Raw genomic sequence first — 23885 nt, 5'->3', positions numbered from 1 at the left:
GCGCGGTCAGGTGCCGGAGAGGACCCGCTCGACGGCGGCGTTGAAGCGGGCCAGCGCGTCCGGGTACTCCGGGCCCAGCAGATAGCTCCTGAGCTTGATCCGGGCGCGGGCCAGCGTGTCCTCGCCGTCCAGGAACTCGGCGAGCCCCGACAGGTCCTCGCCGAGCAGGACGCCCGCCTCGGTGCTCGGGTAGCGCTCGTGGAAGGCGCGCTCGGGCAGGCCCGCGACGTTCGTCACCGCGTACGGCTTCTCGCTGGCCAGGAAGTCGGCCACGACGCTGGAGATGTCGCTGATCAGCAGGTCGCACTCGTCGAAGCAGTCGTACAGGTGCGGCTCCGGCCCCGTGACGATCAGGTGCCTGATGCGCGGCGACTCCCCGGCCACCGCCCGCGACGGGTGCCGGGCCTTCGACTTGGCCAGCTCCACGTTCTCGATCATGGTCACGATCTTCTTGTGCGCCCGGGTGGCCCTCTTGTCGCGGTGGCCGGTGAGCGGGTGCGGCTTGTAGATCACGCGCAGCGGCGGCCGGTGGTCGAGCAGCGCCCGTACGATGCGCGGGCCCATGGTGGTCAGCGAGGTGTGGAACAGGTCGTCGTTCCAGCCCTCCCAGGTGGGGGCGTACAGGACCGTCCGGTACGGCAGTCCGGGCCCCTCCGTCGAGATGCCCTCGAGCTGCGGCCTGCCGACCTCGTGGATGTTCTCGTCCCTGACGCCCACCTTGGCCCGCCGGTAGCGGTCGCGGCCGGCCGGCCCGGCCACCCACACCTCGTCGTACACCCGGGAGAACGGGTTGAACGAGGCCTCCTTGTCGCTGTCGCCGTGGTTGAGGAACGCGCTGCGCAGCGACGGGATGCGCAGCATGTGGACGTTCCTGCCGACGTTGGCGACGTACAGGCAGAGTTTGGCGCTGGACAGGGCGCGGAAGCTCATCAGGTCGGCCGACGACGGGATGCACACCATCGGCAGGCCGGTCGACTCCAGGTGCGCGGCCATGCCGCGCTCGCGCAGCACCACGATGGCCCGCCGGTCGAGGCGCTCCAGCGTGGGCAGCCACATCCTGGCCTGGTAGGCGGCGGCGGTGGCGCCGGAGAAGTACAGGATGACCTCGGGCCGGTACCGCTCGACCTGCTCGCCCACGACCTCCATGACCCTGGCGGCGTCGGTGAGCGGGGTGGCGCGGCGGACGTACGGGATGAGCGCGAGCGCCCCGGCCAGGCCCGCGACGAGCGCCAGGCCCGCGCCGAGCGTGGCGGGCACGACCCCGGCCACCGCGCCGAGCACCGGCAGCGCGTCCAGGTAGAGGAAGGGCACGCTGCGGGCGTCACGCAGCGAGCGCGGCGGCATCTTGGGGATGCGCAGCGCGGAGACGTCGAGGTTGCGGGTGGTCACCGGCATCTGGCTGAGCGTCTGGCGCAGCCGCATGGCCAGCCCCGTGTGGGCGGCCCTGACCGCGTGGATGGCGAGCACGCCGCCCGCCAGCGCCACGAACCACGGCGAGTCGGGGCCCGACGACCGCGCCACCAGCAGCAGCGCCATCGTCTCCCTGGCCGCGAAGCGCAGCGTGATCCCCAGGTGCACCTTGCCGAGCAGATCGGGCAGCGGCCTGGCGACGCGCGGCGCCGCGCACTCGGCGGCGTAGGAGGCCACGGCCACCAACCCGAACAGCACCGGCGCCGGCCAGAGCGCCGACACCAGCAACGCCGGGTAGCAGCCGAGCAACGCCACGATCACGATGAGTCTCCCCATGTGATCGCACGGTAACAATCCTCAGGTCAAGGGCCGTCCACGCGAACGTCTATGACGTGCCCGGAAAGGCCGGAGATGAGGATGTCCAGCGAGGTCTGCGCGACGAGGAGCGGAGAGGCGCCGGTATTGACGCAGTTGACCCGGATGCCGTCGGACGCCCATTCGCGGGCCAGCCCCCTGGTCAGCCCCGCCAACGCGGCGGACACGGACGCGTGCAGCGCGCCCGAGCCCGGCGGCATGTGCAGCAGCAGGCTGCCGCGCAGGTGCGGACGGGCGGCGCGGGCCACGTTGAGCGCGCCCAGGTGCCCGCCGACCGCCTCCGTGACGGCGTCGCCGGTGGCCCGGCCGAGGTCCCCCGAGTGACCCGCACCCGCCGCGTACACCACGTGGTCGGCCGCGCCCACGTCGTCCAGCGCCTTGGCCACCGAGTCGAAGTCCTCCACGCGCACGCCGTCGGCCGTGGACAGGGCGTGCACCCGGGCGCCCCGGGCGGCGGCCAGCGTGGCGAGCTCCGGAGAACCGAAGACGACCAGCGTCCGGCCACCGAGCGCTGCGGCGTCCCCCTCGGGCACGGGGGGCGGGAGCCGGAAGAGCAGGTCGGCGATGTGCAGGTCGGCCGGGTGGGTGACCTTGATGTTGTGCTCGCTGCCCGGCACGAGGTGGATCGGCACGTCGGGCAGGTAACGCAGCACCACGCCGCAGTCGTCGGTGGCCGGCCGGCCGGCGAACCCGGGGTCGGCCAGGGCCCGGACGTACGCCTCCCGGATCACCGACAGGCGGAAGCACTGCGGGGTCTGGCTGCGCCGCAGCCGCGAGCGGTCGAGCACCTCGCCGATCACCTCGCCGTCCGGCCCCGGCTCCGCCACCAGGACGGTGTCCGAGCTCGCTATCGCCACGTTGACGGCCGTGTGCGTCTCCAGCGCCCTGACACATTCCGTGATGATCCGGGGCTCCAGGAGGGGGCGTACAGCGTCGTGCAGCAGGACGTTGCACTCCTCGGTGCCCAGGGCCTGCAACGCCCGCCAGGTGCTCTCCGTACGGCTCGCGCCGCCGTCCACGATCTTGCCGACCTTGCGGTAGCCGCCCTCGGCCACGATCTCGCGCACGCGGCCGGCGTAGCCCGGCGTCATCAGCACCACGATCTCGTCGATCTCGGGCGCGGCCTCGAACACCGCCAGCGAATGCTCGATGATCGTCCGCCCGGCGACCTCGATGAGCTGCTTGGGAGTGCCCAGGCCGACCCGCTGCCCCACGCCCCCAGCGAGGAGCACCCCTACCGACCGCAGACGTGAATCCATACCGCGAGCGTAACGGTCCTGTTCCGTGATATCGCGTTGACCTGTCGCTACGCTGTGTCTACGTACCCCCCAAGTCCGTGTGCTCCACCCCGACCGGGAGGAGACCTGCGCTTTGCCCGACTCACTGACCCGCGAAAGCACGACCACGTCGGTCGTGCTGCTCGCCACGACTCCAGCCTGCAGGCTCTCCAGCGGCGACGGCACCCTGCTCGACCGGATCGGCGACCAGCTCGCCGTGCTGCCCGTCCGCGACGTCCAGGTGGTGACCCCGGGCGGCGGCCTCGGGGCCGACCTGCGCGGCGTCGCCAAGATCGCGCGTACCTCCTCGGGCGCCGTGGCCGTGCTCCCGGCCGACCTCGTGGCCCACACGGAGGCTCTCGCGCTGCTGCTGGAACACCCGGCGCACGACACCGGCGCGCTGGTCTCGTACGACGTGGCCGCCGCGCCGCTGCGGCCCCCCGTACGCGTCGAAGGCGGCAGGATCGTCGCCGCCGGCAGCTCCTTCCACGTCGTCCCCGAGGCGAACGCCACGTTCAGAGGCGTGCTGCAGGCCGGTGAGGCCGACCTGGCCTCGCTGGCCGACGTCGCGGATGAGCTGGCCGAGCTGGCCGAGACCGGCAAGCTCGGCCCCGTCACCCCCGTCGAGGCGGTGGACCTGCTGCTCGTCGGGCTGGTCAGATCCGGTGTGGCGGTGCGGGCCGCCGGCATCGGGCCGCTGCACGCCGACCGGGTGACCGGCCAGCTCGCCGCCGACAACGCCGTGATCAAGCTGGCCGAGGTGGACGAGGAGCGCGTCAAGCTCGACACCTCCGTCAAGGAGGACGACGGCTTCTTCGCCACCTTCTTCGTGTCGAGCTGGTCGCGCCACCTGATCAAACCGGCCGTCCGGCTCAAGCTCACCCCCAACACGGTCACCGGGATCTCGGTGGGGCTGGCGCTGCTGTCGGCCGTCTGGTTCTCGGCCGGCACCCAGGGCGGGCGGCTGGGCGGGGCCGCGCTGCTCTACCTGTCGTTCGCGCTCGACTGCCTCGACGGGCAGGTCGCCCGCTACACCCGCACGTTCTCGCCGCTCGGCGCCTGGGCCGACGGCATGTCCGACCGGCTGAAGGAATACCTCGTCTACATCGGGCTGGCCATCGGCTTCGGCGGCACCGAGATCTGGTATCTCGCGGCGGCCGCGACGGTGCTCCAGGTCGTGCGGCACGCCATCGACTACTCGTACGCGGGCGCCGTCGCCGACGCCTCCCGCGTCGGGGCCATGTGGGGCAGCCCCGTCCGTTCCCTGCTGGAGTCGCACGACGCCCGCCGCGATCACGGCATGCTCTCCCTGGCCCAGCGGCTCGAGCGTGACACGCTCGCGCGCTGGCTGAAGAAGATGATCGTGCTGCCCATCGGCGAGCGCACGGCGCTGATCGCCGTCACCGCCGCCGGCTGGAACGCGCGGGTGACGTTCCTGGCCCTGCTCTGCTGGGGCGGCGTGGCGGCCCTCTATCAGCTCACCGGACGGATCGCGAGGTCGGCAAGGTGATTTCGGTCCACATGACCCCCGTCCCGAGCAGCACCGTCGTGGCCTACCGCGACGACGGGCCGCTCTCGCGCGCCATGGGCCTGCTCGTGGCCGGGCAGCTCCCGCCGCTGCCGCCGGTGCTGGCCGGCACGTTCGTCACCGGCGTGCTCCTGCTGATCGGCGTGGCCGGGGCCGACGGGCTGGCGGTGTTCGCGCCGGCCGTGACGCTGCTGCTGGCGGGGCCGGGCAGCACGCATCCGCACGACGGCCGGGTCGACTGGCTGGTGCCGCCGATCCTGCGCCTCATCGAGTACACCTTCATCGCGGCGTGCGGGTTCGCCCACCAGATGCACCCTCTCGTGATCTTCCTGCTGCTCGGCGCGCTGGGCTTCCATCATTACGATCTGGTCTACCGGTTGCGGCAGCACGTCTACCCGCCCCCGTGGCTGGCCACGCTCGGGCTCGGCTGGGACGGGCGGATGATGGTGGTCTCGCTGGCGGCGCTGTCGGGCTGGGTGACCGGCGGTTACGTGCTGCTCGCGCTCTACCTGTGGGGGCTGTTCCTCTGGGAGAGTCTGACCTGCTGGTTGGCCGCGCCCCGATCTGGGCTGGAAGCAGCCGATACGGGAACGCAAGACTAACGCCGGATTGCCCGCGCCCGGCCCAAAGACGAATACTCTTTGGGCTTACGGTGGGCGTGTTCGACCGCCCATCGCCGAAACTTGCTCGACTGAGGAGTGCACGTTGCTGGGAATGGTTCTGGCCGCTGGGGCCGGACGACGCCTGCGGCCGTACACCGACACGCTGCCCAAGGCGCTCGTGCCGGTCGACGGCGAAACCACGATCATGGACATCTCGCTGAGGAACCTCGCCGAGGTGGACCTGCGAGAGGTCGTGGTCGTCGTCGGGTACGCGGCGCAGGCCGTACACGAGCGTAAGGACGCCCTGGAGCGGCGGCACGGCGTCAAGCTCACCCTCGTGCACAACGACAAGGCCGAGGAGTGGAACAACGCCTACTCCCTGTGGTGCGCGCGCGACTACTTCGCCCAGGGCGCGCTGCTGGTCAACGGCGACACCGTGCACCCGGTCTCGGTCGAGAAGACGCTGCTGTCCGCCCCCGAGACCAGCGACATCCTGCTGGCCGTCGACAACGTGAAGAAGCTGGCCGAGGAGGAGATGAAGGTCACGCTCTCGCCCGACGGCTCCCTGCGGCGCATCACCAAGCTGATGGACCCGGCCGAGGCCTACGGCGAGTACATCGGCGCCACCCTCATCAGGCCGGGCGCGGCCGAGCGGCTGGCCGACGCGCTCAAGGCCACGTTCGAGCGCGACCCGCAGCTCTACTACGAGGACGGCTATCAGGAGATGGTCGCGCGCGGCGAGGTCATCCACGCCGCGCCCATCGGCGAGGTCGACTGGGTCGAGGTGGACAACCACGACGACCTGGCGAAGGCTCGCACCATAGCCGTTCGCTACTGAGGGGGCGCGGATGCCGCTTCTAGCGAGGATGCTGCCGGCTCCCCTGACCATGGAGGTCAGGCGGGGTGCGGTGGCGCAGCTCGGCGCTCTGCTGGCCGACAGCCGCGTGGCGACCTCAGGGCGGGTCGCCGTGGCCGTCGGTCCCGGCCAGGGCGACCACATCGAGAGCCTGATCGCCCCCACGCTGGGCGAGGCGGAGGTGTTCAGAGTGGCCGACGGGTCGGTCGACGCGGCCGTCTCGCTCGGCGCCGACCTGCGCAAGGGCGCCTACGAGGTCGTGGTGGGCGTCGGTGGCGGCAAGACGATCGACGCGACGAAATACGCCGCGTCGCTCGCGGGCATCCCCATGGTCGCGGTGGCCACCAACCTGTCCCACGACGGCATCTGCTCGCCCACCGCCTCCCTCCTCTACGAGGGCGGCAAGGGCACGTTCGGGGTGCCGATGCCGCTGGCCATCCTGGTCGACCTCGACTTCGTGCACAACGCGCCGCAGTCGCTGGTCAGGGCGGGCGTGGGCGACGTGGTCAGCAACCTGTCGGCGATCGAGGACTGGCAGCTCGGCAACGTCGAGCGCGGCGAGCCCATCGACGGGCTCGCCTGCTCGATGTCCCGCACCGCCGCCGAGGCGCTCATCGGCCGCACCGACTCCATCGAGTCCGACGCGTTCCTGACCGTTCTGGCCGAATCGCTGATCCTGTCGGGCATGTCGATGGTCGTGGCGGGTTCATCCCGGCCCGCGAGCGGTGGAGACCATGAGATCCTTCATGCCGTGGATCAGCTCTTCCCCGGCACCTCCAACCACGGCGAGCTCGCCGGGATCGGTGCCGCCTTCTGCTTCTTCCTCAGAGAGGACGAGGCCCGGGTCAAGCAGGTGGTCGGCTGCCTGCGCCGCCACGAGCTGCCCGTCGTCCCCGGCGACATCGGGCTGACCGCCGAGCAGTTCGCCGAGGTCGTCGCGCTGGCCCCGGCCACCCGTCCCGGCCGTTACACGATCCTGGAGCACCTGCGCATGCAGGACTCCGAGATCCGCGATCGGGTGGGGGACTATGTCCGCTCCTTCGGTAGCTGAGCTCCGGCGGGTCGCCCAGCCCGCCGGCCACCTCGAGCGCAGGAACGGCGAGCACTGGGCGGGCGTGCTCTACATGCGCCGGCTGTCCATCTACGTCACCTGGCTGATGACCAAGACGCCGGTCACGCCCAACCAGCTCACCTGGATCATGACCGTGGCCGGGATCCTGGCCGGGGTCGTGCTGGCCCTGCCGGGGTTGTGGGCCGCGGTGGTCGCCGCCCTGCTCATCCAGGTCTATCTGCTGCTCGACTGCTCCGACGGCGAGCTGGCCCGCTGGACCGGCAAGACCTCGCTGACCGGCGTCTACCTCGACCGGGTCGGCGCCTACTTCGCCGAGGCCGCGGTGCTGGCCGGGCTGGGCTGGCGCGCGTCCGAGGTCCTGCCCGACTGGCACACGGTGCTGGGCTTCGCCGGCGCGCTCGGCGCGATCCTCATCAAGGCCGAGACCGACCTCGTGGACGTCGCGCGGGCCAAGGGCGGTCTGACGGCCGCCACCGAGGCGTCCGTGGGGCAGTTCCGCTCGGGGCTGCTGGGGCTGGGCAGGCGGATCCTGGGGGCCACGAAGTTCCACCGGATCGTGCAGCCGATCGAGCTGTCGCTGCTCGCGCTGGCGACCGCGGTGATCGACCTGGCGCTGGGTGACCTCACGGCCACGCGGGTGCTGCTCTACGCCTGCGTCGTCGCGGCTTGCCTACAGGTCGTCCTGCATTTGGTCAGTATTCTCGCGTCGAGACGGCTGGCGTGATCTCATGTCGGAACCGGTTGGGCTTCTCGTCCGTCGTATAGATCGGACGTCCGCCGTTCGGTGGGGGTTCACTCCCGGTTCCGATACGCTTGGCTTCACTCATATCAATATGCGAATTAGCAGACTCGGTGATCATGAAAGAATGCTCCGCTCGTGTTCTCAACGCGTCAGGATTGTGATTCGTTGAAGATCTCGTGCGTCATCCTCACCATGGGCAACCGGGTCGCGGAGCTGAACCGGGCGGTCGAGTCCGCGCTCAACCAGATCGACGGCGACGTCGAGGTGGTGATCGTAGGCAATGGCGCCGACGTGCCCGAGGTGTCGGCGACGCCACCCGAGGGGTCGGCCGCGGTCGTGAAATCGATCCGGCTCGATCAGAACACGGGCATCCCCGCCGGCCGCAATCGCGGCGTCGAGGAGTGCTCGGGAGACGTCGTGCTGTTCCTCGACGACGACGGCTGGTACGCCAGCCAGAAGGTCGTGGCGCACGTACGCGACCGCTTCGCCACCGAGCCGGACCTCGCGGTGATCTCCTTCCGCGTGATGGACCCCGACGGCGGCATCGGCCAGCGGCGCCACGTCCCGCGCCTGCGCGCCGGCGACCCGCAGCGCTCCTCGCCGGTCACCACGTTCCTCGGTGGCGCCTCGGCGATCAGGCGTTCGGCCTTCCTCCAGGTGGGCGGCCTGCCCGAGCGCTTCTTCTACGCGCACGAGGAGACCGACCTGGCCTGGCGGCTGCTGGGGGAGGGCTACCGGATCGAATACGACGCCGAGACGGTGATGTACCACCCGCAGGTGCCGCCGACCAGACACACCGAGTTCTACCGTCTCAATGCCCGCAACCGGGTCTGGCTGGCCCGGCGTAACCTGCCGTGGGCGCTGGCGTTCCTCTACCTGACCAATTGGGTCGTGCTCACCGTGATCCGCGAGCGCGCCTCCGGCAAGCCGCTCAAGGCCTGGTTCGCCGGCTTCTTCGAGGGCCTGCGCACCCCGGCGGGCGAGCGCCGCCCCATGGCCTGGCGCACGGCCTGGCGCATGGTCAAGCTCGGCCGCCCCCCGATCGTCTGAGGCGGGGAGGTCCTGGCATCAGGCCTCCCACGCCTCGCCGAAGGTCATGGCGGCGCGCGAGACGGTCGTGCTGAACATGGCCCGCTTGGGCAGCCCCAGCTCGCTCAGCTCCTTGGCGATGGGGTGGTTGCCCAGGCGGATCAGCGCCCCGCTCGGCCGGATCCTGGTGCCGCGGGCGCGCACGGACCACGGGACGCGCCGCGTGACGCCGTCCCGGTGCGTGTAGGCGTCGAGCGGCGCCATGGCCGTGGCGCCCAGCGTGGGCAGGCCCGGTTTGATCAGCAGGTCGAGCACGAGCCGCCCGTCCTTGCGCAGGATGCACCTCTTGTACGGTGACGTCAGCCGCAGCTCGATGTCCGCCAGCTCCTTGGGAAACCCCCACAACGTCCGCCCGGCCTCCAGCGTGAACGACCGGTCGACCGGCAGCCAGTGCACGAACACCCCGGCCTGCCGCAGGTCGGCCGGCCCCGTGGAGCCGGTGGCGCCCGGAGGGCGGACCAGGAAGGCCATGCCGAACTCGTGATAGGTGTCGAGGTCCCCGTCACGGTAGTCCACGAACAGCAGCACGCAGACCGCCTTGCCGGGCAGGACCTCGGCCACGTCGAGGCCGGAGTACGCGATCACCGCCCTGGCGGCGTCGGCACGCACCGGGTAGAAGGCGCTGCAGATCTCAGCGTCCCGCACCCGTACAGGCATGCTCACCGTCCGGCCCTGGATCAGATGCGATGCCATAGGCCAAGTACATCAACCGGCAAGCCGTGTGACCATTCCCGCCCCGGTGCCGTCTAGGTGTGATGTGACAATCCAAAGACCGCGGAGGGCATCATCATCGAGGAGCTGTATCGCGAGCATTGGGCGCTCGTGTGCGGGTTCCTCCTGCGCCGGACCCGCGATCCCCACCTCGCGGAGGACCTGGCCCAGGAGACGTTCGTCAAGGCGACCAGGGCCCTGCTGGGCTGGCGCGGCGAGAATCCGGCCGCCTGGCTGCTCACGATCGCGCGCAACGTGCTCATCGACCACGTGCGCCGTGCCCGCCGCGACCTGCCCCTGCCCGAGCCCGACGAGCTCGGAGCGCCCCCGCTGCACGTGGACGCCCTCGGCGTGCGCGACGCCCTCGACCGGCTGCCCGAGCAGCACCGCAGGCTGCTCGAACTGGTCTATTTCGAGGGCTTCTCGCTCGTGGAGGTCGCCGCGATGACCGGCAGGAAGCACGCCTCGATCAAGACCGCAGTGTGGCGGGCCAGAGCCGCCTTCGCCGACGTTTACGGAGTGCCCCATGAGTGATGACTTTCCCGAGATGGACATGCCGGACTTCGACCCGAAGCTGGCCAGGCGGGCCGTCCGCCGGGGGCTCCTCAGGACGACCTCGTACGTGCTGGCGGTGCTGCTGACGCTGGTACTGGTGGCCACGGTCGGCTCGACGCTCGTCCAGGAGCGCGGCGGCCGGGAGCGGCGCATGATGGACGTGCTGGGCACGGCCTTCAAGCTCTACAACCCGGGCTACACGGTGGCCACCGGCGAGTGCTGCGAGACCACGCCGCTGTCGATGTCCTTCAAGGTCTCCGCGATCCCTGTCGAGCCGGCCGCCGAGCGGTCCTCAAGCCACGACACCTTCACGATCAGCCAGAGCTTCTTCGGCCGCGTGGGCCACCTGCCCCTGGGCAACACCGCCAACACCCGGCTCTCGATCTCGCTCTACTCCGTCGGTGGCACACTGGCCCAGAAGGAGGAGGTCCGCAAGGTGCTGGCCAGGCTCCCCGACAGGCTCATGGCGTTGGCGGTGGTGGAGTTCGCCGCACCGCTCAAGGAGCCCGAGCTCAAGGGCTTCCTCGAGCAGTACAAGACGTGCGCGGACAAGGTGGTCTACGAGCGCAGGACGGGCTCGGTGCCGATCACCTGGGGCGAGATCACGTGGGATCGCGGCGCGTTCAACGAGGGCAAGGACGGCTGCGGCGTCGGCCTGGCGAACTTCCGCTCCTGGGTCTCCCTGCTCCGTGACCACGACGACGCCAACCTGCGCAGCTTCGACCTCTCGCTGGCCCGGTTGCGCAAGGCCGCCGGCGACGGCCTCGCCTACGCCTACGTGGACCAGCTCCAGACGATCGAGGAGTTGCGCACGCTCATCGAGGACCCGCGCGTGCGCACGGTCCGGCTGGCCGACGTCGCCTTCGACCTCGACCGCCCCTAGACGGCCAGCGCGTGCCTGGTGACACCCGCCCACGACTCGGCGCGGCGCACGAAGGACTCGGCGTGGTCCGGCCAGTGGTGACGCAGGCGCGCCTCCGCGTAGCCCAGCGCGCCCAGCTTCGCCCGCCGCGCCGGGTTCTCCTTCAGATCCAGTACGGCGTTCAGCACCGCGTCCACGTCGAGTGGCACCACGACCCCGCACCCGGCTCCCTCGACCAGCGAGGCGCCCTGCGGGGTCGTGATCACGGGCAGCCCGCGGCCCATGTAGTCCATGATCTTCGTGGGCAGTGTCCTGACCGTGTCGTCGGCCAGGGACAGGCCGGCCAGCGCGCCCTCGGCCATGCGCAGGGCGTGCCGGTTGGGGACGTACCCGAACCAGTCGAGCAGGCCCACCCGCTGCGCGTCGCGCAACAGCGGACGTACGTCCCGGGCCGCGGCGCCGACCAGGTCCAGCCGGATGCCGTGCGGGACCAGGCGCTCGGCCAGGCCGATCAGCTCGGTCACGCCGCGTTCGGCGGACAGGCGGCCGATGTGGACGACCCTGGTGTCGCCGGGAGGAGGCGGGCTGGACGACACCAGGGTCGCTTCCGGGACCACGGCGGGCGTGACCACCTGGTGACGCCGCCCGGCACGGGCGAGCCTGCGGGGGGTGACCTGCTCGCGTACGTCCCAGACGACCGGAGGGCGCCGGTAGGGCAGCGCCCGCAGCAGCCGGTGGTCGTGCACGATCAGCAGGTCCGCGCCCCGCACGCCGCGCCTGAGCGCGGCGCGTGCCCGGCCGAGGGAGGCGTGGCGGGCCACGTCGACCGCGGTGAGCCCCATGATCGGAGTCACGTTGAAATAGGTGAACGGCGCGACGTAGGTCACCTCGTGGCCCGCGTCGAGCAGCGCCCGGATCTGCCGGTGCATGATCCGGGCGTCCTCGGGATGATGGACGGTGGTGGCGACACATGCGCGCATGTGTTGATGCTCCGCGCCTACCAGGTCAAAGGCGTTAATGCGGGTGGAACGGCCGCTTAACTTCGTGAGGGGCGGCGATAGAGCCAGACCAGACGAGGCTCCAGGACCCACTTGAAGATCGTGCGGGTCTCCGGGAGGCACAGCACGATCGCCAGGGCGAAGCAGCTCGAGGCGATCGCCAGCACGCCGAGCGGCCCGTGGAGCCACGGGAGCTCCAGCCAGCCCATCTCCTTGGCGATCAGGACCGGGATGCCGTGCAGCAGGTAGCAGTAGAGCGTGCGGGTGCCGAGATCGGAGTACCAGGTCTCGCCCCTGGGCACCAGCGCCAGCACGGCGAAGCACATGGCGAGCGCGCAGACCAGCAGCCCGGCGCGCAGGCCGAGCCCCATGTACCAGGACTGGTTGAGGTCCTGGAAGCTGTTCTTGTAGTAGAACGGGCCCAGCTTCGCCATCGGCGCGATGTAGATCGCCACCGCCGCCGCGCCGAGGATCGTGAACACCGAGACGATCTTGATCCAGCGCCGGTTGAGCATCTCGAAGTGCTCGGGCTGCATGACCAGGCCGATCACGAAGAACGGCATGAGACCGAAGAAGCGGTCCATGCTGAAGTCGCCCTCGATCTGGGAGAACCCGGCGAACAGGTAGATCGCGATGGCCACCGGGACCGGATATTTCATCCGCTTCCACACCGGTGTGGACAGCCGCCAGAACAGCAGCGCCAGCAGATACCAGTTGAGCCAGGCCGGATCGATGATCGTCAGGCTCCACTTCTGTCCCAGCGAGAAGCGGAGCGCGGCGTAGCCGACCTCGACGATCACGTAGGGGACCAGGAACGTGTCGACCAGCTTGTTGGTCTTCGCGTTGGAGTTCCAGAAGTTCCTGGACAGGTAGCCGCTGATCAGCACGAACAGCGGCATGTGGAAGACGTAGATGAAGATGTAGAGCGCCCTGGAGGAGTCGGCCGAGAGCGTCGGCACCAGCGAGTGGCCGACCACCACGAGCGCGATCAGGACGAACTTGACGTTGTCGAGGAACGGATCGCGCTTGCGCTTGCCCGGCTCGGGCTTGGGCTGCGGCTCCGGCTGCTCCTGACGCCCTTCGGCGGGCGCCTCGGCCTTGGCCGGGCTCTGGGCGACGTCGCCCTGAGGCTCGGTCCGCTCGCCGGGGGCGACCCCGTGCGGATCGGTGGCCTCGCTCCAGAAGGTCTCCTCCGGCAGCGGCCAGCGGGCCCCCGTGTTGGCGGGCCCGTCTTCGTCAGGGCTCCGCGGGGTCGTGACCGGAGGTGAAGATCTGGTGTCAGACACAGGGGAGTCGCTCAGCTTCGCTCGGGGCCGGGGAACACGACGGCAATACGAGCAACGGGGCCTTGCGACTCCGTGTCGCGCTGCGTCGCCGACCCGGAACAGACTATCCCGCCCTCATGGGTCCTGTCCCCCGTGACGGCCCAGAAGCCCGGTTACACAGGGAACTTGGAGCCTCAGGTGCACACGTTCTTCTGCTCGGAAGCGGTGATCGTACTGTTGTTGACGCTGTCGGGAAGCTTGGTCACCTTGACCGACTCGAAGTCCTCGCCGACGACGAGCTGCATCACCGGAGTGCCCTTCGTCGCGGCTCCCGCCGTGGCGGTGAGCGTGGACGTGTACGGCTGCGCGTTGGTCGCCGCGACCTTGCCCGCCGCCGCGGTCGGCTTCGGCAGGACCGCCACGGCCAGCGCGTCGGCGTGGTCGGGCGCCGACTCGATGGTCTTGGCGTAGTGGACCTCGCTCTTCGCCATGCTGGCGCCGTCAGGGGCCTCGTAGTTGCCCACCCCGACGACGTTGAAGCCCTGCTTGGCCAGCTCGTCGGCGACCTCGCGGGCCTTGCCCACGGTCTTGGTGCCGTTGAGGACCTGGACCTTGACCTGCTCCGGCTTCAGGGCCACCTTCGGCTTGGCGCTCGCGCTGGCCGTCGGCGTCGAGACCGTGACCTCGGTGTCGGTCTTGATCGAGGTGAACAGCTCGGTGGCGTCCGGCTCCTTCCAGACCACGCGGTTCGCGTCGGCGGGGTCGGGGCCCCACGGCACCGTGGTGAACTTGACCCCGCCGGCGGTCATCTCCCTAGCGCTCGTCGCGATCTGGATGAGCTGCTCGGTGTCGTTGGCGAGCTCGGGGTCCATGGTGACCGAGCCGGCCGCGGCGGCGATGAAGTCTCTGAGCCGCCCCACGTCGGTGAGCAGCTCGCTGCTGGTGGCCTTGGAGACGACCTTGCTCAGGAAGATCTGCTGGCGCTTGATGCGCTGGATGTCGCTGCCGTCGCCGTATTTGCGCAGGCGCACGTAGCCCAGGGCCTTCTCGCCGTTGAGCAGGCTCTTGCCGGGCGGCAGGACCAGTTTGGAGGCCTTGTCGTTGACGCCGGACTTCAGGCAGATCTCGATGCCGCCGAGCGCGTCCACGATGTTCTTGAAGCCGCTGAAGTCCACCTCGACGAAGTGGTTGACGCGGATGCCGGTGAGGGTCTCGATCGTGGACATCGTGCACGCGATGCCGCCCGAGTTGTACGCTGAGTTGATCATGTCGCGGCGGGGCGGCATCTCCTGTTTGGTGGCCTCGTTCTTGCACCGCGGGATCTGCACCATCGAGTCACGTGGGAAGCTGATCAGGCGGGCCTTGTCCCGGTTGGGCGAGATGTGCATCAGGATGATCGTGTCGGTGCGCTTGCCGCCCGCGTCGGCCTGCCGGGCCAGTTGCTGGCCGTACCTGGCGTTGCCCTGGCCGGCGCGGGTGTCGGACCCGACGAGCAGCACGTTGAGCGCGCCCGTCTCCGGAGGACGCGGGTTGATGATGTCGTCCTTGACGCTCTTCTCCTTGATGTTGCCGAAGGCGTCCCGATACAGCGTGTACGCGGTCAGCGAGCCCGCCACCATCACCGCCGTCAGGCCGATGCTGACCCAGGCGAGCACCCGCATCTTGGCCTGCCCGCCGCCCGAGCCGCCGGAGCGGTGGCCGTGCGGGGGCCGGTCGCCGGGCGGAGGCGGTGGCGGGGCCGCGGCGGCGGCCGCCCGGCGCGCCATCCTGCTGCCCGGCTGGGTGGGGGTCTCCCTGTAGCTGACTACCGGCCCGCTCCTGTAGTCGGTCATACGTCCGCTAGCCTCACTCCTCGCGCCTGACGCGCTGGCTTGGTCGCGCCGCGCCACGAGACTAGGTCACGTTCGGCGTGGCTCGGGCCGTGATCGCGGTTAACGACCGTGACCCGGGCGTGATGTTTCCGCGGCACAGCATACTCAGAGCCGGACATTGGGTGGAATATCATCGCCAAACTCTTTCCTGCTGCCGGACCGTTGGAGCTTGTCAGGCCTGATGCACTGGGCCGCCGCCAAACAGGCCAGGGGTACGGCCGGCAATACGTACCGGTAGTCGAACTCGGCGGCCGCGGCCGGTGTGATCAGCAGCACGACGGCCACTGACCAGGGCACCAGCCAGGCCGGAGGTCCCGAGAGACGCACTCCCGCACGCCTGCGGACGATCGCCGCCACCGGGGGCACGAGGAGGAGCCCCAGGAGCACCAGGCCGGGCATCCGCGCCATGCTCTGGTAGGCCCGCAGCCATCCGGCGTAAGGCTCGACGATCTCCGTGCCGATCGCACCCTGCTCGTAGAGCTTGGCATACTCGGCGCCGACCTGCGCGGGATAGCGCCCAGGTGGTCCGGGCTCGGTCACCGGAAACTGGTAATAGCCGTAGATCTCGGCGTCGGGATAGATCGGCCGGTCCCACCGGAACGTGCGCGCCAGCTCGTCGAGCACCGAGGCGGCGTAGTCGAGCGGCTGCGTGGTGATCGCCAGCGTCGCGAACCTGGCCGCGAGGTCGTCGTTCTCCTTCGTGAACGTGATCCCGGGCAGCAGGACCAAGGGGGAGTCCTTGGCCCAGATGTACTCCTGGGAGGGCGGGCGCCGCTCGGGCGGGCGCGGGTCGCACAGGACCTTGAGGTCGTCCGGCGGGTTCATCCTGGCGCAGTCGGCGAACGACATCGTGCGGGCGTACAGGAAGGCGCCGTTCGCGCCTACCAGGCCGACGCGCTGGTAGGAGGCGTAGAACCAGGCCCCGTACGCGATCACCGGCACCAGTGCGGCGGCGAGCAGCACCGCGGTCAGCCTGAACCGCCGGCGCAGCACGAACCAGGCCGCCAGCACCACGATGAGCGGTTGGCCGATCGTTCTGGTCAGCGTGGCGGCCGCCAGCAGCAGCCCGATCGCCGCGACCGTGGCGGGCCGCTGCGTCGTGCACAGCGCCACGGCGGCGGCCACCAGGAACATGAACAGCGTGTCGGAGACCAGCAGGTGCTCCAGCTCGACCTGGTACGCGTCCAGCAGCACGGGCACGGTGGCCAGCGTCGCCGCCCACTTCGGCGCCCGGCGCGCGGCCCGGTAGATCAGCACCCCGGTGGCCAGGCCGAGCAGGTGCTGGGCCACCGTGACCGCGCCGAACGCGTGCAGCGGCTCCAGCAGCTTGAGGAACAGCGAGTAGCCCGCCGGGCGCACCAGGTCGGGGCGCGGTCTGAAGACCGTGACGATGTAGGTGTAGGAGTCGGGGAACCACAGGGCCGGGCGGTAGCCGAGCATCGCCAGGGCGCGCAGCACCGTGCCGAGCCCGAGGACCACGAGGAACCACTTGTGCCGCCGCGCCCAGCTCAGCGGGTCTCGCGGCAGGCGGCGCCGGCCGCGACCGGCCTCTGTGCGAGCCTCCTCCATCACCCGCACACCCTCCTGCTTCTCCGGCACGTCGCGTACGCTACCCGCCCTCGCGCGGACTCCGTGACACGGCGGCGACACGGCGACGACACAGCGACTGCACGGCGACTGCACAGCGACTGCACAGCGACCGCACAGAGGCGGCGGAGTGGCCGGGAGGCATGGGTGTGCGTTCTGACGGCGGGGGTTGGATACGCTCGCTCACCGATGGAACTCGATCGATCCGGCCGGGTGCTCGCCGCGCTCTCCGTGCTCCCCGCCCTGGCCGTGGCGGGCTGGCTGCTCGCGGGGCTGCCGCTGCTGCTGCTCGGCCGGTACGCCCCCCTGCCCGCCGCGCTGCTCGGCCTGTCCGCCGCCGCGGCGCTGGGCTGGGCCGGCACACGTGGCCTGGGCAAGGCGGTCGAGGCCACCGGGCGGCAGGTCGCCGGGGTCGTGGCGGTGGCGGCGGTCTCGGGCGTGGTCAACGCGATCATGCACAGCGAGCAGATCGCCGTCAGGCGTGACCCGGCCACCTACGCGCAGTACGCGGCCTGGATCGCCGGCCACGGCTCGCTGCCCATCCCCGTCCGGGCCGAGGCGTTCGGCGGCGCCGACCCCTCACTGATCTTCAAGAGTGTCGGCTTCTACGACGTGGACGGGTCGGTGGTGCCGCAGTTCATGCCCGGCCCGCCGATGTTGTTCGCGATCGGCGACTGGCTCGGCGCGCCCTTCGTGATCCCGGCCCTGCTGGGCGCGCTGGCCGTGCTCACGCTGGCCGGGGTGGTGGTGCGGCTGGCCGGGGCGCGGTGGGCGGTGGTGGCGGCGGTGGCGCTCGCGGTGAGCCTGCCGATCCTCTACACCTCGCGCACGACGTTCAGCGAGATCCCGTCCCTGATCCTGCTGTTCGGCGGGATGTCGCTGGCGTACGACGCGCTGGCCAGGCCGGGGTGGGGCCGGGGGCTGCTCGCGGGGCTGGTGTTCGGGCTGGCCGTGCTGGTCAGGATCGACGGGCTGCGCGACGTGCTGCCGGTGCTGGCGTTCGCGGGGTTGCTGGTCGCCCTGCGGCGCTTCAGGAGGCCGGAGGGGGCCGTGGGGCCGCCGCTGCTGGTGGGGCTGCTGGCCGGGGGCGGGATCGGGATGCTCGCGGCGTACCTGCTGGCTCGTCCTTATCTGTCCTATCTGTCCGGCTCGGTCGAGCCGCTGCTGCTCATCGGCGCCGCCGTGCTCGTCCTCATCCTGATCGGCGCGGTCGCGGCCCCGGCCCTCGCCCGCCTGCGGCTTCCCGGATGGCTGCCCACGGCGGCCGGCGGGCTGGTCGTGCTGGTCATGACGGCCCTGTACGTCCGCCCCTGGCTGCAGACGGTGACCCGCCTGCCCCAGAACGCCGACGACCGGCGCACGTTCCAGATGATCGAGCAGATCCAGCGCGCCAACGGCCTGCCCGTGGACGGCACCCGGCTCTACTTCGAGGACTCCCTGCACTGGGTGACCTGGTACGTCGGCGTCCCCGTCGTCGTGCTGGCCACGATCGCCGCCGCCGTGCTCGTCCGCAAACTGCTGCTCAAGGGCGCGCCGTTCGAGTGGCTGCTGCCCCTGGCGATCGTGGGCTGGACGACCGTCACGACGCTGCTGCGGCCCGAGATCACCCCCGACCACCCGTGGGCCGCCCGCCGCCTGGTCCCCGTCGTGATCCCGGGGCTGATCCTCATCGCGACCTACGCCCTGGCCCGGCTGGGGGCGGCGTTCGACCGGCACGGCCCGCGCTCGCGGCTGTGGGGGAACGCGGTCGTCGTGCTGCTCGTGCTCGTGCCCCCGGCCATCACCTCGATCGGCACCGCGTTCACGCCGATCGAGCGGGGCGAGGCGGCGGCGGTCGAGGCGATGTGCGCCAAGCTGCCTCCCGACGCCTCGGTGCTGATCGTCGAGCGGGTCACCGGCGACCGCTTCACCCAGGTCGTACGCGGCATGTGCGACCGCCCGGCGGCGCAGGTGGCCCGTCCGGGCGAGTCCGACGTCGCGTCCGAACCGGAGGTGCGCCGTCTGGCCGAGCGGGTGCGCGCCGCGGGCCGCGTCCCCGTCGTGCTGGCCGCCGAGGCCGCCCAGGTGGCCCCGTACGGCTCTCCGTCGCAGGTCATGGCGCTGGTCGCGCGCCAGGACGAGCGTTCGCTCACCGAGGCTCCCAACGGCACGTGGACGCTGCGGATGAACGTGTGGATGGCGATTCCCGGCCCGTAATGATCTTCGAACATGAAGCGATGTGGACTCGTCTTTAAGCGGGGCAGAGTAACCTTCAGGCCCGTGAGCACGCTTGAGACCCCCAAGAGTGGAACTGCCGTGGATGAAGCGCCATACGTCACGATCGTCCTGCCCTGCTACAACGAGCAGAATCACGTCATCGACGAGGTGGAGCGCATCACCAAGGCGATGGACTCGAGCGGCTACACCTACGAACTCGTCGCCGTGGACGACTGCTCGACCGACTCGACGCTGTCCAAGCTCCAGGAGGCCGCGGCCGACTATCCCCACCTGCGCATCCGCGCCTTCCACCGCAACGGCGGCGCCGGCACCGTGCGGCGGATCGGCTCGCAGGAGGCCAGGGGCGAGATCGTCGTCTGGACCGACGCCGACATGTCCTACGCCAACGAGCGCATTCCCGAGCTGGTGCAGATCCTGGACAAGGACTCGACCGTCGACATGGTGGTCGGCGCGCGCACCAGCGAGGAGGGTTCGCACAAGCTGCTGCGGGTGCCGGCCAAGTTCGTGATCAGGAAGGTCGCCGAGATGCTGGCCGGGCAGAAGATCCCCGACCTCAACTCCGGCCTGCGCGCCTTCAGGAAGTCGGTGGCCAGGCCCTATCTGCGGCTGCTGCCTCCCGGGTTCTCGTGTGTGACGACGATCACACTTTCGTTCCTGTCGAACCAGCACGACGTCTACTACCTGCCGACCGAATACGCCAAGCGGGCCGGGAAGTCGAAGTTCAGCTTCGTCTCCGACGCCTACCGCTACATCCTCCAGGTGCTGCGGATGATCATGTACTTCAACCCGCTCAAGGTGCTCATGCCGCCCGCGCTGTGGCTGGTCGGGATCGGTTTCGTGAAGGGCGTCTGGGACATGATCCAGCACCCGTTCTACTTCCCGGCCAACACCGTCATGATCTTCCTGTCCGGGTTGCTCATCGGCTCAGTGGCCCTGCTGGCGGACCTGATCGTGCGCTCGCGGGGAGAGTGACGTTGCGGATCGCGATCGTCGGCCCCACCTATCCGTACAAGGGGGGCGGGGCCCAGCACACCACCGAGCTGGCGCACCGGCTCGCCGCCCTGGGGCACGACGTGGTGATCGAGTCGTGGCGGGCGCAGTATCCGTCGTTCCTGTACCCGGGGCAGCAGACGATCTCCGCGCCGGAGGGGACGCCGTTCCCGAAGACCGTGCGGCGGCTCGACTGGCGGCGGCCCGACGGGTGGGTGGCGGCGGGCCGGCGGCTGCGGTCGGCTGACCTGGTGGTGTTGGCGGTGCTGAGCCCGGTACAGGTCCCCGCCTATTTGGGGATTTTGTACGGGATAGGGCGAAAAGTCAGGACTGTTGCCCTCTGTCATAACGTGCTGCCGCACGAGCGCAAGCCCTACGACCAGCCGCTGATGAAGGCCCTGCTCAAGCGGGTCGACGGCGTGCTGGCCCACTCCGAGCAGCAGGCCGCGTTGGCCAGGGGGCTGACCGTCAAGCCGGTCATCGTGGCGGCGCTGCCGCCGCACCTGCCCTCGACGACCGCCGAGAAGTCCGCCGTGGTGCACCGGCGGCTGCTGTTCTTCGGCATGGTGCGGCCGTACAAGGGGCTGGACGTGCTGCTCAAGGCGCTGCCCGAGGGGGTCGGGCTGACGGTCGCGGGCGAGTTCTGGGGCGGGCTGGAGGAGACGAAGGCGCTGATCGGCGAGCTGGGTCTGGGCGACCGGGTGGAGCTGCGGCCCGGTTACGTGGCCGCCGAGGACGTGCCGAAGCTGTTCGCCGGGGCGGACGCGCTCGTGCTGCCCTACCGCAACGCCACGGCCAGCCAGAACGTCTGGCTCGGCCACGAGCACGGCGTGCCGGTGATCGCCACCCGCGTCGGCGCGTTGGCCGATCACATCACCGACGGCGTGGACGGGCTGCTGGTCGAGCCGGACGACGTCGGCGCGCTGCGCCGGGCGCTCGAGCGGTTCTACGTCTCCGGCGAGCCCGAGAGGTTGCGGTCGGGGGTCAAGGCGGTCGATCCCGAGCCGTTCTGGTCGGCGTACGCGGCAGCGCTGCTCGGGGTCTGACGGCCGAGCAGGAACGCGATGCCCGCGGCCGCCGCGTCGGCCAGCGTGAACGCCAGCCGCGACACGATCGCCACGGCGAGCGCGGTCGGCGTGCCGATGATCGGGCCGAGCACGAGCACCAGCGCGCCCTCCCTGACGCCGACACCGGCCGGCACCACGACCGTGAGGATGCCGGTGGCCCACGCGAACGCGTAGGCGCCGGTGGCGATCACATAGAGGTCGCTCTGGCCGGCGATCAGCCAGATGTGCACGCCGTACACGAGCCAGCCGAGCGCGGTCCACGCCACCGCGACCACCACGGTACGGCCGGGCAGCACGCTCTCCAGCGGCTCCTTGCGGGCGATGCGCAGCGCCAGGTTGAGCCCCCAGGTCAGCACCTTGGGATGCAGGCACACGATGATCGCGGGCACCAGCAGGACGAGGTACCAGGCCTCGCGTACGGCGTCGAGCGTGCCCAGGGTGGCCGCGGCGATCGAGATCGCCACCCCGATGTTGATCACGAGCCCGAGCGAGATCGTCGCGAACGTGCGCCGCGGCGGGCTCCCGTGGTCGCGCCCGAGGTCCATCATCGCCGCGTACGCCCACACGGCCCCCGGGATGTATTTCCCGAGCTGCCCCACGAACATGATCCGCCCGGCGATCCGCAACGGCACCCGCGTGCCCAGCCCCGCCAGGATCTCGCGCCAGGCCACCAGCATGAAGAACTGGCCGAGCAGCACGGCGGCGAAGGCTCCGAGCACCGCCCACGGCGACATGGCGGTCACGGCCGAGGTGGTCTCGTGCCAGTTGGCGGCCAGGCCGTAACCCAGAAAACCGACGGCGACCAGGGCGAGGACGACGCGGAACAGGCGGCGGAGCATTGGCTCAGGTTACGCGCGGTACGCCTGGTAAAGCCAGACGACGGCCGCGACCAGCGCCGGCGTGGCGAGCACGGCGCAGGCGATCTCGGTGACGCCGCGGGGACGGGCGCCGTGCGGCCGCTTCGTCCCGTCCGTCCTTGTATCGCCAGGTCGGCCACCGTACCAAAGCCGTTTGACGTCGGATGGGCGTAGAGGTCGGTACGGTTGGGAAGCGTGGTGAAGCAACGGGTCGCGCAGCTCGAATACTCAGAGTTCCAGTCCGCCATGCTCGACGAGGAGAAGCGCAGGCGGAAGGCGGCGAAGATCATCGCGGTGCTCGAGCACTTCCACGGGCCGCTCGCCGGCCTGACCGTGGGCGACGTGGGCTGCTCCGCCGGATTCATCGCCGACGAGCTGGCGCTGGCCGGGGCCAAGCACACGCTGGGCATCGACATCGACGTGCCGGGGCTGCGCAAGGCCGCCGACAGGTTCGGCGAGCGGGTGGCGTTCGTGTGCGGTGACGGCACCGCGCTGCCGTTCCCCGACGGCTCGGTCGACGTGCTGGTGTTCAACCACATCTACGAGCATGTGGTCGACCCCGACTCGGTGGTGGCCGAGATGCACCGGGTGCTGTCCGACGACGGGGTGCTCTACCTCGGGCTCGGCAACCGGCTGGGCGTGATGGAGCCGCACTACAAGCTGCCGTTCCTGTCGTACCTGCCGCCCGCGCTGGCCGACCGCTACGTGCGGGCGTTCGGGCGGGCCGACCACTACTACGAGCGGTTCAGGACGCGGCGCGGGCTGCGCAGGATGCTGCGCGCCTTCCACGTGTGGGACTACACCTTCCCGGTGCTGGCCACGCCGACGAAGTTCGCGGGGGGCGAGCTGTTCCCCGGGCTGCCGGGGAGGGTGGTCAAGGCCGTGCTGTCGCGGACGCCGCGTGAGGTGCTCAGGCTGCTGCTGCCGGTGGTGCCGACGTACCTGTGGGTGGCCACCAAGACCCCGCGGCGGCCGGTCGGCGCGGCGCTGCCGCAGCCGCCCGAGCGGGTCCGCCCGCTGTGAGCCAGGACGTCGTGGAGGAGCCGGCCGCCATCCCCCGGCGGTCGTGGCCGCGCAGGCTCCTGCGCCTGGGGTTCCTGGCCGTCGCCCTCGGGTTCGGCGGCTACGCGGTGGCGGGGCAGTGGGACGCCGTGGTGGCCGGGTTCGCCAGGCTGTCGTGGCAGGCGCTGGCCGGATCGCTGGTCGCCGTGGTCGCCGCGCTGCTCGGGGCCATGCTCACCTGGCGCACCCTGCTGGCCGACCTCGGCTCGCCGCTGCCGGCGCGGCCCGCGGCGAAGGTGTTCTTCGTGGGCCAGCTCGGCAAATACATCCCGGGCACCGTCTGGCCCATGCTCGCCCAGATGGAGATGGGCCGCGAGCTCGGCGTGCCCCGCGCGCGCAGCGCGGCCGCCTTCTTCCTGACGATGCCCGTCCAGCTCGCCACCGGCCTGCTGGTCACGCTCATCACGCTCGGCTGGGACCGGTACGGCTGGCTGCTGCTCTTCCTCCCGCTGCTCCTGGTCCTGCTCGAACCCAAGGTCATCAACGGCCTCATCGGCTACGTCCTGCGCAGGCTCAAGCGCGAGCCGCTCGAACGCCCCCTGACCCGGCGCGGCATGCTCACCGCGCTCGCCTGGGCGCTGACCGGCTGGACGGCCTACGGCGTGCACCTCTACCTCATCGCCCCCCAGGGGGGCCTGCTCTTCGCCGTCGGCGCCTTCGCGATGTCGTGGTGCCTGGGCATTCTGACCTTTGTCGTCCCCGCGGGTGCCGGAGTGCGCGAAGTTGCCATGGTTGCGGTGCTGGCGCCTCATCTGGACCATGGCGCCGCAATTGCAGTGGCTCTTTCGTCCCGCATTGTCATCATCATTGGGGATCTGATCTGCGCAGGCTTGGCGGGAATTGCGGCGCGTCGCGACTCGGTGTGATTTGGCCCACGATTTAGGGGAGGCTG

Annotated in this window: 21 protein-coding genes; 13 read left to right on the top strand and 8 right to left on the bottom strand. The window is 70.6% G+C overall.

Annotated features, from left to right (window positions below; translation table 11 throughout):
* Nucleotides 1-6 precede the first annotated feature (6 nt).
* Nucleotides 7-1746 carry a CDP-glycerol glycerophosphotransferase family protein gene (locus AB0I15_RS07970; protein ID WP_358091658.1) on the bottom strand — a complete coding sequence of 580 codons (1740 nt, stop codon included), beginning with the start codon at nucleotides 1744-1746 and terminating at the stop codon, nucleotides 7-9.
* Between the two features lie 26 nt (nucleotides 1747-1772).
* The gene (locus AB0I15_RS07965) at nucleotides 1773-3044 is read right to left on the bottom strand and encodes a bifunctional cytidylyltransferase/SDR family oxidoreductase (protein ID WP_358091656.1); all 1272 of its coding nucleotides are present in this window, start codon (nucleotides 3042-3044) and stop codon (nucleotides 1773-1775) included.
* A 112-nt stretch (nucleotides 3045-3156) separates the two neighbouring features.
* On the opposite strand from AB0I15_RS07965, the gene AB0I15_RS07960 reads away from it, so the two are divergent.
* From AB0I15_RS07960 to AB0I15_RS07935, 6 genes are all read left to right on the top strand, one after another.
* The gene (locus AB0I15_RS07960; protein ID WP_358091654.1) at nucleotides 3157-4572 is read left to right on the top strand and encodes a CDP-alcohol phosphatidyltransferase family protein; all 1416 of its coding nucleotides are present in this window, start codon (nucleotides 3157-3159) and stop codon (nucleotides 4570-4572) included.
* Nucleotides 4573-4583: 11 nt separating this feature from the next.
* Nucleotides 4584-5192: a DUF5941 domain-containing protein gene (locus AB0I15_RS07955; protein WP_358091652.1), complete on the top strand. Its 609-nt coding sequence runs from the start codon at nucleotides 4584-4586 to the stop codon at nucleotides 5190-5192.
* A gap of 103 nt (nucleotides 5193-5295) precedes the next feature.
* Nucleotides 5296-6030, top strand: a complete 735-nt coding sequence (locus tag AB0I15_RS07950; RefSeq protein ID WP_358091650.1) for a phosphocholine cytidylyltransferase family protein — start codon at nucleotides 5296-5298, stop codon at nucleotides 6028-6030.
* A 28-nt stretch (nucleotides 6031-6058) separates the two neighbouring features.
* A complete protein-coding gene (locus AB0I15_RS07945; protein ID WP_358092188.1) occupies nucleotides 6059-7099 on the top strand; it encodes an iron-containing alcohol dehydrogenase family protein in 1041 nt (346 codons plus the stop codon).
* Nucleotides 7077-7844, top strand: coding sequence for a CDP-alcohol phosphatidyltransferase family protein (locus AB0I15_RS07940; RefSeq protein WP_358091648.1), 768 nt, complete (start codon nucleotides 7077-7079; stop codon nucleotides 7842-7844). The genes AB0I15_RS07945 and AB0I15_RS07940 overlap by 23 nt, the downstream gene beginning before the upstream one ends.
* Nucleotides 7845-8027: 183 nt before the next feature.
* Nucleotides 8028-8912 carry a glycosyltransferase gene (locus AB0I15_RS07935; RefSeq protein WP_358091646.1) on the top strand — a complete coding sequence of 295 codons (885 nt, stop codon included), beginning with the start codon at nucleotides 8028-8030 and terminating at the stop codon, nucleotides 8910-8912.
* Between the two features lie 18 nt (nucleotides 8913-8930).
* On the opposite strand, the gene AB0I15_RS07930 is transcribed toward AB0I15_RS07935, so the two are convergent.
* Nucleotides 8931-9644 carry an acetoacetate decarboxylase family protein gene (locus AB0I15_RS07930; protein WP_358091644.1) on the bottom strand — a complete coding sequence of 238 codons (714 nt, stop codon included), beginning with the start codon at nucleotides 9642-9644 and terminating at the stop codon, nucleotides 8931-8933.
* Nucleotides 9645-9734: 90 nt separating this feature from the next.
* On the opposite strand from AB0I15_RS07930, the gene AB0I15_RS07925 reads away from it, so the two are divergent.
* Both AB0I15_RS07925 and AB0I15_RS07920 read left to right on the top strand, forming a co-directional pair.
* Entirely contained in the window at nucleotides 9735-10196 is a 462-nt protein-coding gene (locus AB0I15_RS07925) for an RNA polymerase sigma factor (RefSeq protein ID WP_358092186.1), read from the top strand.
* A complete protein-coding gene (locus tag AB0I15_RS07920) occupies nucleotides 10189-11100 on the top strand; it encodes a hypothetical protein (RefSeq protein ID WP_358091642.1) in 912 nt (303 codons plus the stop codon). The genes AB0I15_RS07925 and AB0I15_RS07920 overlap by 8 nt, the downstream gene beginning before the upstream one ends.
* Here AB0I15_RS07920 and AB0I15_RS07915 read toward each other — a convergent pair.
* The 4 genes from AB0I15_RS07915 to AB0I15_RS07900 form a co-directional block, all read right to left on the bottom strand.
* Nucleotides 11097-12059 carry a glycosyltransferase gene (locus tag AB0I15_RS07915; RefSeq protein WP_358091640.1) on the bottom strand — a complete coding sequence of 321 codons (963 nt, stop codon included), beginning with the start codon at nucleotides 12057-12059 and terminating at the stop codon, nucleotides 11097-11099. The two genes, AB0I15_RS07920 and AB0I15_RS07915, sit on opposite strands and share 4 nt — an antisense overlap.
* 56 nt (nucleotides 12060-12115) lie before the next feature.
* Entirely contained in the window at nucleotides 12116-13363 is a 1248-nt protein-coding gene (locus AB0I15_RS07910; protein ID WP_358091638.1) for an acyltransferase family protein, read from the bottom strand.
* A gap of 173 nt (nucleotides 13364-13536) precedes the next feature.
* The gene (locus tag AB0I15_RS07905) at nucleotides 13537-15174 is read right to left on the bottom strand and encodes an LCP family protein (protein ID WP_358091636.1); all 1638 of its coding nucleotides are present in this window, start codon (nucleotides 15172-15174) and stop codon (nucleotides 13537-13539) included.
* A 144-nt stretch (nucleotides 15175-15318) separates the two neighbouring features.
* A complete protein-coding gene (locus AB0I15_RS07900) occupies nucleotides 15319-16812 on the bottom strand; it encodes a hypothetical protein (protein WP_358091634.1) in 1494 nt (497 codons plus the stop codon).
* A gap of 177 nt (nucleotides 16813-16989) precedes the next feature.
* Between AB0I15_RS07900 and AB0I15_RS07895 the strand changes: the two genes are divergently transcribed.
* The 3 genes from AB0I15_RS07895 to AB0I15_RS07885 all read left to right on the top strand — a co-directional run bounded on the left by AB0I15_RS07895 (nucleotide 16990) and on the right by AB0I15_RS07885 (nucleotide 21053).
* The gene (locus tag AB0I15_RS07895) at nucleotides 16990-18996 is read left to right on the top strand and encodes a glycosyltransferase family 39 protein (protein ID WP_358091632.1); all 2007 of its coding nucleotides are present in this window, start codon (nucleotides 16990-16992) and stop codon (nucleotides 18994-18996) included.
* A 99-nt stretch (nucleotides 18997-19095) separates the two neighbouring features.
* Entirely contained in the window at nucleotides 19096-19989 is an 894-nt protein-coding gene (locus AB0I15_RS07890) for a glycosyltransferase family 2 protein (RefSeq protein WP_358091630.1), read from the top strand.
* 2 nt (nucleotides 19990-19991) lie between these two features.
* Entirely contained in the window at nucleotides 19992-21053 is a 1062-nt protein-coding gene (locus AB0I15_RS07885) for a glycosyltransferase family 4 protein (RefSeq protein WP_358091628.1), read from the top strand.
* Here AB0I15_RS07885 and AB0I15_RS07880 read toward each other — a convergent pair.
* Entirely contained in the window at nucleotides 20954-21913 is a 960-nt protein-coding gene (locus AB0I15_RS07880) for a lysylphosphatidylglycerol synthase transmembrane domain-containing protein (protein WP_358091626.1), read from the bottom strand. The two genes, AB0I15_RS07885 and AB0I15_RS07880, sit on opposite strands and share 100 nt — an antisense overlap.
* Before the next feature lie 213 nt (nucleotides 21914-22126).
* On the opposite strand from AB0I15_RS07880, the gene AB0I15_RS07875 reads away from it, so the two are divergent.
* Together AB0I15_RS07875 and AB0I15_RS07870 are read left to right on the top strand one after the other, a co-directional pair.
* The gene (locus tag AB0I15_RS07875) at nucleotides 22127-22954 is read left to right on the top strand and encodes a class I SAM-dependent methyltransferase (RefSeq protein ID WP_358091624.1); all 828 of its coding nucleotides are present in this window, start codon (nucleotides 22127-22129) and stop codon (nucleotides 22952-22954) included.
* Nucleotides 22951-23859 carry a lysylphosphatidylglycerol synthase domain-containing protein gene (locus AB0I15_RS07870; protein ID WP_358091622.1) on the top strand — a complete coding sequence of 303 codons (909 nt, stop codon included), beginning with the start codon at nucleotides 22951-22953 and terminating at the stop codon, nucleotides 23857-23859. Before AB0I15_RS07875 ends, AB0I15_RS07870 begins: the two co-directional genes overlap by 4 nt.
* Nucleotides 23860-23885: the final 26 nt, after the last annotated feature.

The organism is Nonomuraea sp. NPDC050643 (assembly GCF_040654715.1).
In the GTDB taxonomy this organism is placed as follows: Bacteria; Actinomycetota; Actinomycetes; order Streptosporangiales; family Streptosporangiaceae; genus Nonomuraea.
The sequence above is the reverse complement of the archived record's forward strand: the minus strand, read 5'-3'. Positions and strand labels throughout refer to the sequence as shown.

Coding starts and splice junctions, on each gene's coding strand:
- AB0I15_RS07970 (WP_358091658.1), bottom strand. CDS start 1,746: ATGGGGAGACTCATCGTGATCGTGGCGTTGCTCGGCTGCTACCCGGCG.
- AB0I15_RS07965 (WP_358091656.1), bottom strand. CDS start 3,044: ATGGATTCACGTCTGCGGTCGGTAGGGGTGCTCCTCGCTGGGGGCGTG.
- AB0I15_RS07955 (WP_358091652.1), top strand. CDS start 4,584: ATGACCCCCGTCCCGAGCAGCACCGTCGTGGCCTACCGCGACGACGGG.
- AB0I15_RS07945 (WP_358092188.1), top strand. CDS start 6,059: ATGCTGCCGGCTCCCCTGACCATGGAGGTCAGGCGGGGTGCGGTGGCG.
- AB0I15_RS07940 (WP_358091648.1), top strand. CDS start 7,077: ATGTCCGCTCCTTCGGTAGCTGAGCTCCGGCGGGTCGCCCAGCCCGCC.
- AB0I15_RS07930 (WP_358091644.1), bottom strand. CDS start 9,644: ATGGCATCGCATCTGATCCAGGGCCGGACGGTGAGCATGCCTGTACGG.
- AB0I15_RS07920 (WP_358091642.1), top strand. CDS start 10,189: ATGAGTGATGACTTTCCCGAGATGGACATGCCGGACTTCGACCCGAAG.
- AB0I15_RS07915 (WP_358091640.1), bottom strand. CDS start 12,059: ATGCGCGCATGTGTCGCCACCACCGTCCATCATCCCGAGGACGCCCGG.
- AB0I15_RS07905 (WP_358091636.1), bottom strand. CDS start 15,174: ATGACCGACTACAGGAGCGGGCCGGTAGTCAGCTACAGGGAGACCCCC.
- AB0I15_RS07895 (WP_358091632.1), top strand. CDS start 16,990: ATGGAACTCGATCGATCCGGCCGGGTGCTCGCCGCGCTCTCCGTGCTC.
- AB0I15_RS07880 (WP_358091626.1), bottom strand. CDS start 21,913: ATGCTCCGCCGCCTGTTCCGCGTCGTCCTCGCCCTGGTCGCCGTCGGT.